15 protein-coding genes, 1 tRNA gene and 1 other RNA gene are annotated in these 16,281 nt (G+C 71.6%); 4 read left to right on the forward strand and 13 right to left on the reverse strand.

What is annotated here, in order from left to right:
* Nucleotides 1-35: 35 nt before the first annotated feature.
* Nucleotides 36-1,460: an MFS transporter gene (locus MicB006_RS09870; protein ID WP_116505415.1), complete on the reverse strand. Its 1,425-nt coding sequence runs from the start codon at nt 1,458-1,460 to the stop codon at nt 36-38.
* Between the two features lie 108 nt (nt 1,461-1,568).
* On the opposite strand from MicB006_RS09870, the gene MicB006_RS09875 reads away from it, so the two are divergent.
* On the forward strand, nt 1,569-2,228 hold the full coding sequence (locus tag MicB006_RS09875; protein ID WP_116505417.1) for an HNH endonuclease family protein: 660 nt from the start codon (nt 1,569-1,571) through the stop codon (nt 2,226-2,228).
* A complete protein-coding gene (locus MicB006_RS09880) occupies nt 2,210-2,683 on the forward strand; it encodes a hypothetical protein (RefSeq protein WP_116505419.1) in 474 nt (157 codons plus the stop codon). Before MicB006_RS09875 ends, MicB006_RS09880 begins: the two co-directional genes overlap by 19 nt.
* A 52-nt stretch (nt 2,684-2,735) precedes the next feature.
* Here MicB006_RS09880 and MicB006_RS09885 read toward each other — a convergent pair whose 3' ends face one another.
* The 9 genes from MicB006_RS09885 to ffs all read right to left on the reverse strand — a co-directional run bounded on the left by MicB006_RS09885 (nt 2,736) and on the right by ffs (nt 13,051).
* Complete coding sequence (locus tag MicB006_RS09885) at nt 2,736-3,839, reverse strand: ABC transporter ATP-binding protein (RefSeq protein ID WP_116505421.1); 1,104 nt, start codon at nt 3,837-3,839, stop codon at nt 2,736-2,738.
* Complete coding sequence (locus tag MicB006_RS09890) at nt 3,836-4,951, reverse strand: ABC transporter ATP-binding protein (protein ID WP_116505423.1); 1,116 nt, start codon at nt 4,949-4,951, stop codon at nt 3,836-3,838. Before MicB006_RS09890 ends, MicB006_RS09885 begins: the two co-directional genes overlap by 4 nt.
* Nucleotides 4,952-4,962: 11 nt before the next feature.
* The gene (locus MicB006_RS09895; RefSeq protein ID WP_073829283.1) at nt 4,963-5,931 is read right to left on the reverse strand and encodes an ABC transporter permease; all 969 of its coding nucleotides are present in this window, start codon (nt 5,929-5,931) and stop codon (nt 4,963-4,965) included.
* Entirely contained in the window at nt 5,928-6,932 is a 1,005-nt protein-coding gene (locus tag MicB006_RS09900; RefSeq protein WP_116505425.1) for an ABC transporter permease, read from the reverse strand. The genes MicB006_RS09895 and MicB006_RS09900 overlap by 4 nt, the downstream gene beginning before the upstream one ends.
* Nucleotides 6,933-7,010: 78 nt before the next feature.
* Nucleotides 7,011-8,675 carry an ABC transporter substrate-binding protein gene (locus MicB006_RS09905; protein WP_116505427.1) on the reverse strand — a complete coding sequence of 555 codons (1,665 nt, stop codon included), beginning with the start codon at nt 8,673-8,675 and terminating at the stop codon, nt 7,011-7,013.
* 322 nt (nt 8,676-8,997) lie between these two features.
* On the reverse strand, nt 8,998-9,591 hold the full coding sequence (gene recR, locus MicB006_RS09910; protein ID WP_073829286.1) for a recombination mediator RecR: 594 nt from the start codon (nt 9,589-9,591) through the stop codon (nt 8,998-9,000).
* Between the two features lie 8 nt (nt 9,592-9,599).
* The gene (locus MicB006_RS09915; RefSeq protein WP_064446817.1) at nt 9,600-9,908 is read right to left on the reverse strand and encodes a YbaB/EbfC family nucleoid-associated protein; all 309 of its coding nucleotides are present in this window, start codon (nt 9,906-9,908) and stop codon (nt 9,600-9,602) included.
* A 108-nt stretch (nt 9,909-10,016) separates the two neighbouring features.
* Nucleotides 10,017-12,854: a DNA polymerase III subunit gamma and tau gene (locus MicB006_RS09920; RefSeq protein ID WP_116505428.1), complete on the reverse strand. Its 2,838-nt coding sequence runs from the start codon at nt 12,852-12,854 to the stop codon at nt 10,017-10,019.
* A gap of 107 nt (nt 12,855-12,961) precedes the next feature.
* Nucleotides 12,962-13,051: signal recognition particle sRNA small type (gene ffs / locus MicB006_RS09925), an RNA gene on the reverse strand.
* An 81-nt stretch (nt 13,052-13,132) separates the two neighbouring features.
* Here ffs and MicB006_RS09930 point away from each other — a divergent pair.
* Nucleotides 13,133-13,217: transfer RNA gene (locus tag MicB006_RS09930), tRNA-Ser, on the forward strand.
* A 109-nt stretch (nt 13,218-13,326) separates the two neighbouring features.
* Here the strand turns inward: MicB006_RS09930 and MicB006_RS09935 are convergent.
* From MicB006_RS09935 to MicB006_RS09945, 3 genes are all read right to left on the reverse strand, one after another.
* Nucleotides 13,327-13,596 (reverse strand): hypothetical protein, encoded by a 270-nt coding sequence (locus MicB006_RS09935; RefSeq protein WP_116505430.1) that lies wholly within the window; start codon nt 13,594-13,596, stop codon nt 13,327-13,329.
* A gap of 451 nt (nt 13,597-14,047) precedes the next feature.
* Nucleotides 14,048-15,268, reverse strand: a complete 1,221-nt coding sequence (locus MicB006_RS09940; protein WP_116505431.1) for an RNA polymerase sigma factor — start codon at nt 15,266-15,268, stop codon at nt 14,048-14,050.
* Nucleotides 15,265-15,597 carry a YciI family protein gene (locus tag MicB006_RS09945; RefSeq protein WP_116505433.1) on the reverse strand — a complete coding sequence of 111 codons (333 nt, stop codon included), beginning with the start codon at nt 15,595-15,597 and terminating at the stop codon, nt 15,265-15,267. The genes MicB006_RS09940 and MicB006_RS09945 overlap by 4 nt, the downstream gene beginning before the upstream one ends.
* A 166-nt stretch (nt 15,598-15,763) precedes the next feature.
* Here MicB006_RS09945 and MicB006_RS09950 point away from each other — a divergent pair, with 166 nt between their 5' ends.
* Nucleotides 15,764-16,276 (forward strand): NUDIX hydrolase, encoded by a 513-nt coding sequence (locus MicB006_RS09950; RefSeq protein ID WP_073829293.1) that lies wholly within the window; start codon nt 15,764-15,766, stop codon nt 16,274-16,276.
* The last annotated feature ends 5 nt before the right edge of the window (nt 16,277-16,281 follow it).

A 16,281-nucleotide genomic window follows, 5' to 3' on the forward strand; every position in this document is an offset into this window, starting at 1 on the left:
CCTCTTAACGCATTCTGCATAGGAGGGGGCCCTTCTTAACGCCCCCGCCGGGGGCGGTGGATGAGCACGGCGGCGAGCACCGCGCCTGCGAGCAGCAGCCCCGCGCACCACGCCAACGCCCCCCGGTACGCGTCGGCCAGCGCGCCCTTCTGCTCGTACCCGGTGCCCGACAGCCCGACCAGCAGCGGCAGCGCGGCCACCGCGAGCAGGCCGCCGGCCCGGGACGCGGCGTTGTTGAAGCCGCTCGCCACCCCGGCGAACCGGTCGGAGACCGCGCCGAGCACCGACGTGGTCAGCGGCGCCACCACGAGCGTGAGCCCGGCGCCGAACAGCGCCACGCCCGGCAGCACGTCCACCCAGTACGACGCGCCAGGCCCGACCCGGCGCAGCAGCAGCAGTCCCACGGCGGCGATCACCGGGCCGACGGTGAGCGGCAGGCGGGGGCCGATGCGGGCCGACAGCGCGCCGGCGCGCGGCGAGCCGACCAGCAGCAGCACCGTCATCGGCACGGTGGCCAGGCCGGTGAGCAGCGCCGACCAGCCGACCACGTTCTGCAGGTAGACGGCGAGGAAGAAGGTGAACCCGCCGAGCGCGGCGTACACCACCACCGTGAAGACGTTCAGCACGGAGAACAGCCGGCTGGAGAACAGCCCGGTGGGCAGCATCGCGGTGTCGCCGCGTCGCCGTTCGACCAGCACGAAGGCCACCACGGCGACCACCCCGAGCACGGCCGCGACCAGCACCGCCGGGGAGGCGCCCTGCGCCGGGGCGTCGATCAGCGCGTACGTGACTCCGCCGAGCGCGAGCGCGCCGAGCAGCGCCCCGGTCACGTCGAACCGCCGACCGCCTCCGGTACGCGAGACCTCCTCGTCGCGGCTCTCCGGCACCCAGCGCAGCGCGGCGAGCACCACGCCGACCGCCAGCGGCAGGTTGACGAAGAAGATCCACCGCCAGGAGAGCGTGTCGATGAGCCCGCCGCCGAGCAGCGGGCCGAGCGCTGTGGACACCCCGGACAGTCCGGACCAGGTGCCGATGGCCCGGCCCCTGTCGTCCGGGTGGAAGCTGGCCTGGAGCACCGACAGCGATCCCGGGGTGAGCAGCGCGCCGCCGGCGCCCTGGAGGAACCGGGCGGCGACGAGCCAGCCGGTGTCCTGGGCCAGCCCGCAGAGCACCGACGCCACCGCGAACCAGACCACGCCGAGCAGGAAGATCCGCCGCCTGCCGAACCGGTCCCCGAGCGCGCCGCCGAGCAGCACGAACGCGGCAAGCATGAGCAGGTAGCCGTTCACGGTCCACTGGAGACCGGCGACTGTGGCGTCCAGCTCGGCGCCGAGGCGTGGCAGCGCGACGTTGACCACGGTGCTGTCCAGGAACACCATGCCGGAGGCGAGGATCGCGGCGAGCAGCGTGCCGCGTCCGGCGGCGGAGCCGGTACGCAGCGCGGGAGCGGGTGCGGTCACGTCTCACCACTCTGCCCGCCGCCCATCCTCGACGCCACGAATCGCAGAAACCGCCGCCGGGTACTGTGCGGACTCGCCCGGAGCACGCAAGCTGGAGAGGTGTCGTCTGTGCGTACGAGATCAGGAGCCCGAGCCGGGCTGGCCGCCGCGCTGAGCGCGGTGCTCGCCCTCGGCGTGGCCGGCTGCGAGGTGTCGGTCACCGAGCCGGAGGCGACGCCGAGCGCCTCCGGGAACGTCAACAAGCAGCTCGGTGAGCTCACAGTGGCCACCGCCGGTTCGATGAAGGGCTACAGCCGCTCGCGCTTCCCGCACTGGCGGGGCACCGGCAAGAACTGCGACGTACGCGACAGCGTGCTGCAGCGCGACGGCGAGGGCATCAAGCTGTCCGGCTGCAACGTGGTGGGCGGCCGGTGGGAGAGCGTCTACGACGGGGTGGTGCTGACCGACCCGTCGGGCGTGGACATCGACCACACTGTGCCGCTGGCCGCCGCGTGGCGTTCCGGGGCGGACGAGTGGGACGACTCGAAGCGCGGCGACTTCGCCAACGACCTGACCCGGCCGCAGCTCATCGCGGTTTCGGCGCGGTCCAACCGGGCAAAGGGTGACCAGGATCCGTCCCAGTGGAAGCCACCGAACCGGTCGTCCTGGTGCCAGTACGCGGCGGACTGGGTGACGGTCAAGCACTACTGGCGGCTGACTGTGACAAGTGCCGAGAAGGCCGCTCTCACCGACATGCTGGAGGGCTGCACATGGGCGAGCAAACCGTGACCGGGCCGGACGGAACACCGGCCCCGGAGACTGCCGCGGCACCGGCCCCGCAGGCGGGCGCCACGCCGGCCCCGGAGGCGGCGGCCGGTCCGGCCTCGGCCGGGATGACGGCGGACGGCCGGCAGCCGGAGCCCGCCGACGTCGCCGGGGCGGGTATGACCGCCGACGCGGTGCCGGGGGCGCCGGCCGGGGGCGCGCCGGCCGGACCGGCGGACCGGACCACCGACATCGTCCCCGGTCCGGGCGGGGTCATGACCGACGAGGTGGGCGTGGTGACCGGCGAGCTGACGCTGCGCACCGAGCACGCCGACGGCCGGGTGACGCTGCGGGTGCAGTACAAGGACGCCGACGAGTGGTACGCGGTCACCGGCGGTTCCGCGCCGCTGGCCGACCCGGCCGCGCTGGACGCGGTGCACACCATCGCGGTGGGCCTGCTCAACCGCCCCGAGGGCTGACCGACAAACAGGCGCGTCCCCACCCTTCCCGGGTGGGGACGCGCTTGTCGTGTCAGACGTACGAGCCGGGCTCGCTGGGCGCGGAGACCACGCCGGGCTCCTCGCCCTCGCCCTCCGGCCGGGTGATCTTCGCGGTGACCTCGTGCGGGCGCAGCTCGCCGGCGGCGATCTGCTCGGCCCAGTGGCAGGCCACCCGGCTGGCGCCGATCTGGCGTAGCTCCGGCCGCTCGTCGGCGCAGCGGGTCGGCTGCGCCCAGGGGCAGCGGGTGTGGAACCGGCAGCCCGACGGCGGGTTGGCCGGCGACGGCAGGTCCCCGGCGAGCAGGATCCGCTCGCGGCGGTCCTCCACGTCCGGGTCCGGCACCGGGACCGCCGACATCAGCGCCCGGGTGTACGGGTGCAGCGGCTCGGTGTAGAGCCGGTCGCTCGGGGCCTCCTCGACGAGCGCGCCCAGGTACATCACGCCGACCATGTCGGAGATGTGCCGCACCACCGCCAGGTCGTGCGCGATGACCAGGTAGGTCAGGCCGAGGCTCTCCTGGAGTTCGTCCAGCAGGTTCACCACCTGCGCCTGGATCGACACGTCCAGCGCGGAGACCGGCTCGTCGGCGACGATCAGCTCCGGGCCGAGGACCACCGCGCGGGCGATGCCGATGCGCTGGCGCTGGCCGCCGGAGAACTCGTGCGGGTAGCGGGACAGCGCCCACTTCGGCAGGCCCACCGCGTCCAGCGTCTCGCCGATGATCCGTCGCCGGTCGTCGCGGTTGGCGCCGATGCCGTGCGTCTGGAGGCCCTCGGTGAGGATCGACTCGACGTTCTGCCGGGGGTCCAGGCTGGACATCGGGTCCTGGAAGATCATCTGCATCCGGCGGCGCATCGTCCGCAGCTTGCCGGCCGGCAGCGTGGTCAGCTCGACGCCGTCGAACTTCACCTCACCGGCGGTCGGCGGGGTGAGCTGGAGCAGCGCCCGGCCGAGCGTGGACTTGCCGCAGCCCGACTCGCCCACCAGCCCGTACGTCTTGCCGCGCGGGATGCTCAGGTCGACCCCGTCGACGGCCTTGACGTGCCCGACGGTCCGGTCGAAGAGCACGCCCCGCCGGATCGGGAAGTGCACCTTCAGGTCGCGGACCTCGACGAGGATGTCGTTGTCGCTCATGGGGTCTCCTCCTCGCGCGGAGCCGGTCCGAAGCCGGGCACCGCGGGCGGGTCGGCCGGCTCGGCCTGGGCCGGCACCGTACCCGGCTCGGCAGTCGTCGGCGCGGTGGCGCGGACGTCCGCCTCCGGGGTCAGGCCGGGGATCGGCACCGGGTTGACGCAGCGGTAGCTGCGCGCGTCGTGGGTGAGCACCAGCTCCGGCGGCTCGCCCACGCACTCGTCGACGCGGCGGGCGCAGCGCGGGGCGAACGCGCAGCCGTCCGGCCAGGGCAGCACGTCGCGTACCGAGCCGGGGATGGGGTTGAGCCGTTCGCCGCGGCCGGCGTCCAGGCGGGGCACCGAACCGAGCAGACCTTCGGTGTACGGGTGCCGGGGCTGGCGGAACAGCGGACGGCGGGTGGCCGTCTCCACCTCCCGGCCGGCGTAGAGCACGTTGATGGTGTCGCACATGCCGGCCACCACGCCGAGGTCGTGGGTGATCATCACCAGCGCGGTGCCGGAGTCGCGGACCAGGTCCTTCAGCAGTTCCAGGATCTGCGCCTGGATGGTGACGTCGAGCGCGGTGGTCGGCTCGTCGGCGATCAGCAGCCGGGGCTGGCAGGCGACCGCCATGGCGATCAGCGCCCGCTGCCGCATGCCGCCGGAGAGCTGGTGCGGGTACTCCTTGAGCCGGCGGCGCGGGTCCGGGATGCCCACCCGGTCGAGCAGTGCGGCGGCTTCCTTGGTGGCCGCCTCGCCCTTCATTCCCCGGTGGCGGGTCAGCACCTCGGTCACCTGGAGCCCGATCGGGATGACCGGGTTCAGCGAGGAGAGCGGGTCCTGGAAGATCATCGCCACGTCCCGGCCGCGGATGTCGCGGCGGGACCGGTCGTCGAGCTGGAGCAGGTCGGTGCCGTCGAAGACCGCCTTGCCGCCGACCCGCAGGCCCGGCTGCTTGGGCAGCAGCCCCATGATCGCCAGCGACGTGACGCTCTTGCCGCAGCCGGACTCGCCGACCAGGCCGACCACCTCACCGGCGTCGACCGAGAAGGACACCCCGTCCACCGCGTGCACGGTGCGCTGCCCACGCCGGGCGAACGTGACGGAGAGGTCGTCCACTTCGAGCAGTGCCATGACTGACTGACCTACTTCCGCAGCTTCGGGTCGAGGGCCTCGCGCATCGCCTCGCCGAGCAGGGTGAAGCCGAGCGCGGTGATGATGATGCCGAGCGCCGGGTAGATCGCCAGGCCGGGCCGGATGCCCAGGTACGGCTGCGCGTCGGCGAGCATGACGCCCCACTCCGGGATGGCCGAGTCGGGGTTGCCGAGGCCGAGGAAGGAGAGCGCGGCGGCCTCGATGATCGCGGTCGCCAGCGTCAGCGTGGCCTGGACGATGACCGGGGCGATCGAGTTCGGCACCACGTGGGTGAGGGCGATCTTCGACCGCTTCACGCCGAGCGCCGTCGCCGCCAGCACGTAGTCGCTGTTGGACTGGGCGATCATCGAGCCGCGCAGCAGCCGGGCGAAGATCGGCACGGACACCACACCGACAGCGATCATCACGGTGGTGAGGCTGGCGCCGAGCAGCGCCGCGATGCTCACCGCGAGCAGCAGGCTCGGCATGGCCAGCAGCATGTCGATGAAGCGCATCAGGATGGTGTCGATCCAGCGGCCCCAGCGGCCGCCCAGCCCGGCCGCCGCGCCGGCGACGCCACCGATCAGCGCGCCGACCGCGAGACCGATCAGGGTGGAGACCACGCCGACGAGCAGCGTCTGCCGGGCCCCGACGATCAGCCGGCTGAACTCGTCCCGGCCCTGGTGGTCGAAGCCCAGCCAGTGGTCGGCGGAGACGCCCGGGATGATGCCCTGGCCGGACTTGACCAGCCCTTCGCGGATGCCGATCGAGTCTGTCGGGCTGTACGGGACGAAGAACGGCCCGACCACCGCGACCAGGACGAAGACGGCCAGGATGACCATGCCGATGATGGCCGCCGGGTTGCGCCGCAGGCGGCGGAACGCCTCCTTCCAGAGGCTCACGCCCTGCTCGTCCTCGCGGGCGGACAGTTCGGCGAGCCGGTCGATCTTCTCGCGCTTCTTGCCACCGGTGATGGTCATCGCACCCTCACCCTCGGGTCGATCACGCTGTAGGAGAGGTCGACCAGGAGATTCACCAGCACGTACACCACCGCAATGATCATGATGAAGCCCATCAGCACCGGGTAGTCGCGCTGACTGATCGACTCGGCGACGAACGCGCCGATGCCGCTGAAGGCGAACACGGTCTCGGTGAGCACCGCGCCGGAGAGCAGGAGACCGGCCTGCAGACCGATCGAGGTGGCCACCGGCAGCATGGCGTTACGCAGCACGTGCCGGCGACGGACGGTCCGCTCGGTCAGGCCCTTGGCCTCGGCGGTCCGGACGAAGTCCTCGTTGAGCACCTCCAGGACGCTGGCCCGGGTGATCCGGACGATGATCGCGAGCGGGATGCTCGCCAGCGCGATGCCCGGCAGCACGAGGTGCCAGAGCGCGTCGGCGGCGGCGTCCCACTCGCGGGTCATGATCCCGTCGAGGACGAAGAAGTTGGTGACCCGGGTCGCCCCGATGGTCGGGTCCTGCCGGCCGCTGGAGGGGAACCAGCCCAGGTTCTCGGCGAAGATCGCCTTGAGCACGTACGCCAGGAAGAAGACCGGGATGCAGATGCCGATGAGTGATCCGCCGACCGAGGCGTGGTCGAGGAACCGGCCGCGGCGGCGTGCGGCGAGGTAGCCGAGCGGGATCCCGATGCCGACCGCCAGCACCAGGGCCATGACGGTCAGCTCGACGGTGCCGGGGAACCGCTCCACGAACTCCGTGGTGACAGCCCGCTTCGTGCCGGTCGAGGTGCCCAGGTCGAGCCGGATCATCCGCCGCAGGAAGCGGGCGTACTGGACCAGGATCGGCTCATCGAGGCCGAGGTTGCGCCGGATCGCGGCGCGCGACTCGGGCGTGCCCCGTTCACCGAGGATCGCGGTCTCGGGCCCGCCGGGAAGCCGGCGGAGCCAGATGAACAGCAGGACGGAGAGCCCCAACAGCGTTGGTATCAGCTGTAGCAGGCGTCTGACGATGAACCGGAACACGGGCGCCTCGGAGGGTGTGCGGAGGGGTGCGGGCGGGCGCTGTGGTCACAGCGCCCGCCCGCGTACGGTGCCTTCAGATCACTTGAACTCTGCGCTCGAGTACCGCTCGTCGGTGAGCGGGCTCGCCTTGACCCCGGTCACGTCCTTGCCGAACACGATCGCCGGCGGGGAGTGCGAGATCGGCACACCCGGCAGGAAGTCCATGATCGTCTTGTTCAGCGCCTTGTACTTCTCCGTCCGGGCCGCCAGGTCGGCGGTGGTGTCGGCGTCCTTGAACTGCGTGAAGAGCGCGGGGTTGTTGAAGCCCCACTCGTCCTTCTGGCGGTCGAAGAAGGTGCCGATGAAGTTGTACGCGTCGCCGTAGTCACCGGTCCAGCCGAGGAAGTGCAGGTCGTGCTTGTTGCCGGAGGTGGTGGCGTTCAGGTAGTCCGGGCTCCACTTCAGCGGGATGGCCTGGACGTTGATGCCGACCGCCTTGAGGTCCGCCGAGAGCAGCTCGAAGATGTCCTTCGGGTTCGGCATGTACGGCCGGGTGACCTCGGTCGGGTAGTGGAACCGCAGCGTCAGGTTCGACGCGCCCGCCTCGGCCAGCAGGGCCTTGGCCTTGGCCGGGTCGTAGTCGTACTTGGTGACGTCGCCGTTCCAGCCCTCGACGGTGTCCGGGAAGAAGTTCATCGCGACCTTGGCGCCCGGGGGCAGCTTCGAGTCGACGAGCGCCTGCCGGTTCAGCGCGTGCGCGATGGCCTGCCGGACCTTCAGGTCGGCCAGCTTCGGGTTCCCCTTCTGGTTGATCGCCAGGTAGAGGATGTTGAAGGCGGGCCGGGTGAGGACGTTGAAGCCCTCCTTCTTCAGCGGCTCCACGTCCGCCGGGCCGACCAGGTCGTAGCCCTGGATGTCACCCGAGCGGAGCGCCTGCTTGCGGGCGTTCTCGTCCGAGATCGTCTTGAAGATGATGGTCTTCAGCTTGGCCTTGTCGCCGTGGTAGTCGTCGTTGCGCTCGATGGTGAGCGTCTTGTTCGCGATGTCCCACGCCTTGAACTTGAACGGACCGGTGCCGGTCGGGTGCTCCATCGCGTACGCCGGGTACTTGATGTCCTCGGCGGTGCCGGTCACGTTGCTGGCGTCGTACTGCTGCATCGCCTTGGGGCTCTGGATCGAGAACGACGGCAGCATCAGCGCGGCCGGGATCTTGCTGGAGACCCGGGTGAACGCGAGGTCCACAGTGGTGGCGTCCTTGGCGGTGCAGGACTTGAAGAGGCTCGGCCCCAGCTCCGGGTCCTCGTTCTTGGCGAACCCGCCCATGACGTCCTGCCAGTACGCGGTCACGTCCGGGCTCTGCATGAGGCCCTTGGCGTTGTACCAGCGGTCGAAGTTGGCGCAGACGGCCTCGGCGTTGAAGTCGGTGCCGTCGTGGAACTTCACGCCCGAGCGGAGCTTGAAGGTCCAGGTGGTGCCCGCCGCGTCCGGGGTCCAGGACTCCGCGAGACCCGGCGTCACCTTGGTGCCGCCCTCCTCCGGACGGACCAGCGTCTCGAAGACCTGGCGCGCCACGCGCAGCGACTCACCGTCGCTGGCGAAGCTGGGGTCGAGCACCTTCGGGTCTCCGGCGACGCCGAAGACGAGGGTGTCCTTCTTGCTATCTCCTCCGGAGCCACTCTCACGGTCGCTCTCGGCGCAGCCTGCAACCGCGAGGGCCGCGACCGCGATGGCCGCGATTGCGACCTTCGGCCTGGGTGCACGCATGGTGCTTCACCTCGTCCTTGGGGGTACGGACAACGTGGTGACAGGGTCACCGATGTGCGCAGACCTTAGCCCTCGGTTGGACGGCGCGGAAACGGGCGGGGGGCGGGTTGGTATCGAATCGTGTCTGTTCTGGAACGAGGCAATCGATTCGAAGGAGAACACTGCCCCGAGCCGAACTTTCGTCGGTTTGAAGGCCGAATTTGTTACGTCGATCCGGTCCCGGACGCACGTTCGTGTCAGATCGGCGGGCACCCGGGTTCGGCGTGGAAACGCGTCCGGCGGGCACCCCGCAGGGCACCCGCCGGAAGCGACGCGGCACAACTCAGACGGCTCGGCGCCCTTCGAAGGCCCGGCCCAGCGTGATCTCGTCGGCGTACTCCAGATCGCCGCCGACCGGCAACCCACTCGCCAGCCGGGTCACCGCGATCCCCATCGGCTTGACCATCAGCGCCAGGTAGGTGGCGGTCGCCTCGCCCTCGGTGTTCGGGTCGGTGGCGAGGATCAGCTCACGCACCGAACCACTGCCGAGGCGGGTCATCAGCTCACGGATCCGCAGGTTGTCCGGGCCGATGCCCTCCAGCGGATTGATCGCGCCACCGAGCACGTGATAGCGCCCGCGGAACTCGCCGGTCCGCTCGATCGCCACCACGTCCTTGGGCTCCTCGACCACGCAGAGCACCTCGTCGGTGCGCCGGGCGTCGCGGCAGATCCGGCACTGCTCCGACTCGGCCACGTTGTAGCAGGTCGTGCAGAACCGGACCAGGTCCTTGACCTTGCGCAGCGCACCGGCCAGCCGGTTCACGTCGGCCGGATCCGCCGAAAGGACGTGGAACGCGATCCGCTGGGCGCTCTTCGGGCCCACGCCCGGCAGCCGGCCCAGTTCGTCGATCAGATCCTGGATGGCACCCTCGTACATCTGCCGGCTCAGAACCCGGGCAGGCCGAGGCCGCCCATGCCGCCCGCGAGCGGGCCCATCTTCTTCTCGGTCAGCTCGCGGGCCGCCTCGGCGGCGTTGTGCACGGCCGCGACGACCAGGTCCTCGAGCGTCTCGACGTCCTCCGGGTCGACCGCCTTCGGGTCGATCTTGATCGCCTTCAGCTCACCGGTGCCGGCGACTGTCGCGGTGACCAGGCCACCGCCGGCGGTGCCGGTCAGCTCCGCCTCGGCCAGCTCGGCCTGGGCCTTGGCGATCTGCTGTTGCATCTTCTGCGCCTGCTTCAGCATCTGCTGCATGTTCGGCTGTCCACCTGGGCGCACGGACCGCTCCTTCTTCCACTCGTCTGCTCGGCCGCGCCCAGCCTAGTCGGGCCACGGCGCCGCTTCCTCACGGTCGGCGCGCGCTCAGCGCGCGTCCACCTCGTCGATCTTCTCGGCCCCGAACGTCTCACGCAGCAGCTGAACCGCCTGCTCCTCGCTCGACTGCCGGGCTGTCCGCTCGTCGATCACGTCGTCAAGCGGCTCGTCGCCCGGGTCGAACCCCTCGTAGGCCGGAGCTGCGGCGGGCGCCCGCGCGCCCCGCACCGGGCCGTCGAAGTCCGGGTCGTAGGGCGGCTCGCCCGCCCACTCGGCATCGGCCGTCTTCCGCGCCGGCTGCGCCGCGCGCGACCCCTTGCCGGGGCCACCGCCCGCAGCAGCCGCCGCGGCAGCCGCTCGCGCCGCCGCGATCGCGCTGTTCTTCGGCCCGCCGCCCGCCGGCCTCGCCCCACCGGCCGGCGCCGCCGCGGGTGCAGCAGGCTTGGGTACGACGACAGGGGCGGTTGCGGTCGCCGTGCCCCCGCCCGGACGCGCCGCCGCCGGCCAGTCCTCCCCGTCCACGGCCGTCGCCGCCGAAGCGGCACCGGTGGCCGCGCCACCGGGCCGGACCGGCTCCGGCCAGTCGTCCTCGTCGGCCTGCCCGGCCGCGTCCTGACTGCCGAGGGCTCGGTTGCCCGTGGCACCGGCCGAGCCGGTCCCGGCCCGGCCCGGCGGTCCCCCGCCCTGGCTCCCGGTGGCCTGGCTTCCCGCGCCCTGACTCCCGGTGGTCCGATCGGCTGTGGCATCCGCCGAGCCGGGCACCGGCTGCCCCGGGGCTTCGCCGAGACCGGCGGATGCCGGACGCCCGGCAGCACCGGAGTTGGGACGGCCCGGTCCGGCGTCCGCCGAGCCGGGACGACTCGCGTCGGGTGTCGTCGAGTGAGAGAAGTCCGCCGAACTGCCGGAATCGGAGCGCGCCTGAGCGGTGCCGGCCGCGCCGGAATCCGGTCGGCCGGACGCCGAACCCGTCGGATCGGACGCCGGGCGGGCCGGGGCCCGGTCGGGCGCGGAATCGCTTGGCCGCGCCGTGCCGGACGGGCGGGACGGGCCACCGAGCGAGGCGGCGCCGCGCTCGCCCGCCACCTCGCAGCGGATCTGCCAGCGACCGCCGAACTCCTCGTAGAGCGCGTCGGTCAGCACGGCCGCGTGGTCGGCCATCATCTTCGCCAGCACCGTCGACTTCACGGTCAGCACGAGCGTGTCGCCGTCCAGGTCACGCACCACCGCGTCACGCATCAGCGCGGCGATCCGCTTGTTGCTCCGGTTCACCTTGCCGACCACCTCGGGCCAGACCCGACGCACCGCCACCGCGTCGAGCGCCCCCGGATTCGCCGCGCCGGGGCGGGGCGGCTCGGGCGTGGCCGGATCCGGCATCACCGCGGACGGCGGCACCGGGCGGCGGGCGGGGACGGGGTCGCCCGAGGCGGCGGCCGGGCCGTCGACGGTGGCCCGCTCGGGCGCGGCCGGCGCCGGGGAACCTGCTGGCTCCGCCACTGCGGGGGCCGGACGGGAACCGGGTGCGGTGCTACGGGAACCGGCCGCAGCAGCGGCGGCGGCGCGGGCGGCGGCGGCACCGGCCGGGGCACCGGGAGCCGCCGGCGTGCCGGCGGTGTCCGCGTGGACCGCGGCGGCAGCCGCGCCCGGGGCGGGAGCCGCCGGGCGTACCTCAGGGGTCTGGGTGGGTTGTGCGGAGTCGGCGGCGGCCGACGGCAGCTCGGCGCCGCCGAGGGTCAGCCGGCGTTCCATCCGCTCCAGGCGCTGGAGCAGGCCGCCGGACGAGTCGTCCGCGCCGGGCAGGAGCATGCGGGCGCAGATCAGCTCCAGCAGCAGCCGGGGCGCTGTGGTGCCGCGCATCTCGACCAGGCCGTTGTGCACGATGTCCGCGCAGCGGGACAGCGTGGCCGGGCCGAGGCGCTGCGCCTGCGCGGCCATCCGCTCGATCTGGTCGGCCGGGCCGTCGATGAGGCCCTTGGCGGCGGCATCAGGCACCTGCTGGAGCACGATCAGGTCGCGGAGGCGTTCCAGCAGGTCGGACGCGAAGCGACGCGAGTCGTGGCCGGCCTCGGCGACACGGTCGACGGTGGCGTACGCGGCGGCGCCGTCGCCGGCGGCGAGCGCGTCGCACATCTCGTCGATCAGCGCGGCGTCGGTGACACCGAGCAGCGCGGCGGCCCGGGCGTAGTCGACGCCCTCCGGGCCGGCGCCCGCGATGAGCTGGTCGAGCACGGAGAGGCTGTCGCGCATGCTGCCCCCGCCGGCGCGCACCACCAGCGGGAAGACCGCCGGCTCGACAGTGACGCCCTCGGCCTCGCAGAGCTGCTCAAGATAAGGGCGGACCACCTTCGGCGGGAACAGCCGGAACGGGTAGTGGTGGGTCCTCGACTTGATCGTGCCGAGGACCTTCTCCGGCTCGGTGGTGGCGAAGATGAACTTGACGTACTCCGGGGGCTCCTCGACCAGCTTGAGCAGGGCGTTGAAGCCGGCCGACGAGACCATGTGCGCCTCGTCGATGATGTAGATCTTGAAGCGGCTGCGGGCCGGCGCGAAGAACGCCTTCTCGCGAAGATCACGCGCATCGTCGACCCCACCGTGGCTGGCCGCGTCGATCTCGATGACGTCGATCGAACCGCCGCCGTCGGGGGCCAGTTCGCGGCACGAGTCGCACTGCCCGCACGGCTCGGGGGTGGGGCCCTGCTCACAGTTGAGCGAGCGGGCCAGGATCCGCGCGCTGGAGGTCTTGCCGCAGCCCCGAGGGCCGGAGAAGAGGTACGCGTGATTCAGCCGGCCGCTGCGCAGCGCCTGCGACAACGGCTCGGTGACGTGATCCTGGCCGATGATCTCGGCGAACGTCCGCGGCCGGTACTTGCGGTAAAGGGCCAGTGCCACCCGTCCCGCCTCCTCTCGACCGAGCCATTCTGCGCCGGTCGGCCCCGGGTGACCACCCACCACCCCGTGACCCGACCCGCAGCGACGTTACCCGGCCCGGGAGACAGAAAGGCCTCCCGTGCACCCGGCAGAGCTCGCTTATCCTTGCTGCCTTCCGGCCCTGGGGAGGTTCACGAGGTACCGCCGCACGGGAGGTGACGCCAAGCCTACCCGAAGGGTTGTGGATCTTCCGGGAGGGTGGGGTGGCCCGCCGTCGTGGGACCTGTATCCTGGCTCGCGGAGGATTCGCCTAGAGGCCTAGGGCGCACGCTTGGAAAGCGTGTTGGGTTTACACCCTCACGAGTTCGAATCTCGTATCCTCCGCTCGCTTGAGCAGCACGTACGCGAGGGCCGGCCCCGTCGGGGACCGGCCCTTCGTCGTCTCTACGACCCTCCTGCCGACGGGCCGCCGCGTGGGCTCAGTTACTACCCGTCATGAGCCGATGAGCGCCCGTCGCAGCCCGGGCGACTTCATGCCATCTGGAATGAGCAAGGTAGGCATCGTCCGGGGCAGTGGGTCCGAGTTCGGCAAGGACGGCGAGCAAGGGTTCGAGCGGACGTCCCACGACGTGTCGTCGATGAGCCAGTGCACGGCTTCGGTCAGGCCGGGCCACAGCGCAATGCCGTGGGGTCGCAGCGTCGCAAGGACGGACAGGGCATTGGTGATGTCGGCCCTGCGGTCGGGCCAGGCGACAATGGCCATGGGCCTGGCACGCACGAAGCCGACGTTCAGAACCCGCGAGGATTACGCCGCGACAGGGCGTATCCACGGTACGAACAGAGTTCCTGCCATGCCTCTTCGTCTACCGCCGAGAAGTTCCGGCCTCTGGCCTGGCAAATCCTCCGCCAACCGCTGCTACTCACCAGGTCTTCCGCATCGATCGAGCCGCTGTTGATAGCGCGCACCACCTCGCTGTCAGACGCGGATTTCAGCTCCATCGGCCCACCCCTTCTCCGCCTCCGACCAAACGCCAGTCGCGCTGCGCAGATCCTCGTGATTCAGGGAGGATTTCGCCGTGCGCGCTTCGATATCCTTCCCGCGATCTCATCTATGAACATCGGCGAATTGGTCGTACCAGGCCGTCCTTTCGTTAAGGTCGCGGAAGCCGAGGCTCCACGCATCATCTGCTGCTTGATCGGAACAGCGGCAAGACTCACCTGCCACCCAACTGGTCCCGCCGCCGCCTCAGGTACGCCGTCTCCGCGCTGTTTCCCGCCAGCTCGATCGCCCGGGCGTACGCCTCCCGCGCCTCCCCACCCCGCCCCATCCGGCGCAACAGTTCGGCGCGCGTGGCGTGGTACGCGTGATAGCCGTCCAGCGGCAACCCCTCCACCTCGGCGAGCGCGACCTGCGGCCCGTCCAGTTCGGCGACCGCCACCGCCCGGTTGAGTCGCACGATCGGCGACGGGTCGACGCGTACCAAATGGTCGTAGAGCGCGGCGACCTGCGCCCAGTCGGTGTCCCGCGCGTCGCGGGCGTCGGTGTGTACGGCGTTTATCGCGGCGAGGATCTGGTAGCGGCCCGGCGGCCGTCCGGCGGCGATGCACGCGCGGACCAGGGCGTGGCCCTCGGCGATGAGGTAGCGGTCCCAGGCGCCGCGGTCCTGTTCGGCGAGGACGACGAGTTCGCCGGTCGCGGAGACCCGGGCGGGCCGGCGGGCCTCGGTCAGCAGCATCAGCGCCAGGAGCCCTGCGACCTCGTGGTCGTCGGGCAGCAGCGTGCGGACCAGCCGGGTGAGCCGGATCGCCTCACCGGTCAGTTCGGCGCGGACCGCCTCCTTGCCGGGGTCGGAGGCGAGGTAGCCCTCGTTGAAGATCAGGTAGAGGACGGCGAGCACGCCGGTGACCCGGGCCGGCAGATCGTCGCGGGACGGCACCCGGTACGGGATCCCGGCCGCCTTGATCTTCGACTTGGCCCTGGTGATCCGCCGGCTCATGGCGGCTTCCTGGACCAGGTACGCCCGGGCGATCTCCGGCACGGTGAGTCCGCCGACCAGGCGCAGCGTCAGCGCCACCCGCGCCTCCATGGCCAGCGCCGGATGGCAGCACGTGAAGATCAGGCGGAGCCGGTCGTCGTCGATGACACCGAGCGGTTCCGGCGCGTCGGTCAGCATCAGCGCCTCCCGGTGCTTCTCCTCCCGCCGGCTCTCGCGGCGAATCCGGTCGACGGCCCGGCGGTACGCGGTGGTGGTGAGCCACGCGCCGGGGTTCGGCGGTACGCCGTCGGCCGTCCACCGTTCGACGGCGGCGGCGAACGCCTCGGCGGTCATCTCCTCGGCCACGTCGAGGTCGCCGATGCGCCGGGCGAGCGTGGCGACCACCCGGGCCCACTCCTCGCGGTGGACCCGGGTGAGCGCCTCGCGGACGTCTGTCACGCGCTCAGGAACGGCCGCAACTCGACCCGCCTGTTGCACCGCTGCGATGCCAGCGCGGCGAGCGGGAGCGCCACGTCGAAGTCCGGCGCCTCGATGATCCAGAACCCGCCGACGTACTCCTTCGTCTCCAGGTAGGGGCCGTCGGTGAACACCGGGTTCCCGTCCCGCGCGTCCACGACTGTGGCCGTCTCGGGTGCCGCGAGCCCACCGGCGAAGACCCAGTGGCCGTCGGCTCGCAACCGCTCGTTGAACTCACCGATCGCGGCCATCTCCGCGTCGGTGGCCGAGCCGGTCGTGTCGTCGAGTACGGAGATCAGATACTGCGCCATCGGTTCCTCTTTCGCCTTCCCCGGGCCGCCGCTCGGGCCACTGTCACCCCGGCTACGAACGCCGCCGCCCCGATCCGACCACCTCCGCCGAGATCGACCAGGCGATTCTCGTACGCGAACGCCGAGGCCGCTGCCGACGGCGTGAGGACGGCCGACAATCGTCGGTATGGCCGACGAGCGTCCCCTGTACGAGCGAGATCCGGCAGCCTGGCAGGTCCACCTCGCCGAGGGCAACGCGCGGCAGCCCCGGAAGCGGGTGGGAGCCGACGTACTGCTGCGCAACGGTGACGGCGACGTCCTGTTGGTAGATCCGCGCTACAAGCCGGACTGGGACCTGCCGGGCGGCATGGCGGAGGCGAACGAGCCGCCGCACCTGGCCGCCGAGCGGGAGGTGCGCGAGGAGTTGGGTCTCGAACTGCGCGTCGGACCGTTGCTGGTGGTGGACTGGGTCGCACCGCACGGCCCGTGGGACGACAGCCTGATGTTCATCTTCGACGGCGGTGCACCGCCTCCCGCCGAGCCGTTGAAACCGGCTGACGGCGAACTGGCCGACGCACGATTCGTTGCGCTCGATGATGCGCAGGCGCTGCTTCGCCCGTACGTTTGGCATCGGCTGCGTCACGCGGTGGCCGCGCTGAGCGACGGACGCCCGAGGTATCTGACCAACGGAACCACCTGAGACCG

Source organism: Micromonospora sp. B006, assembly GCF_003408515.1.
Lineage (GTDB): Bacteria > Actinomycetota > Actinomycetes > Mycobacteriales > Micromonosporaceae > Micromonospora > Micromonospora echinospora_A.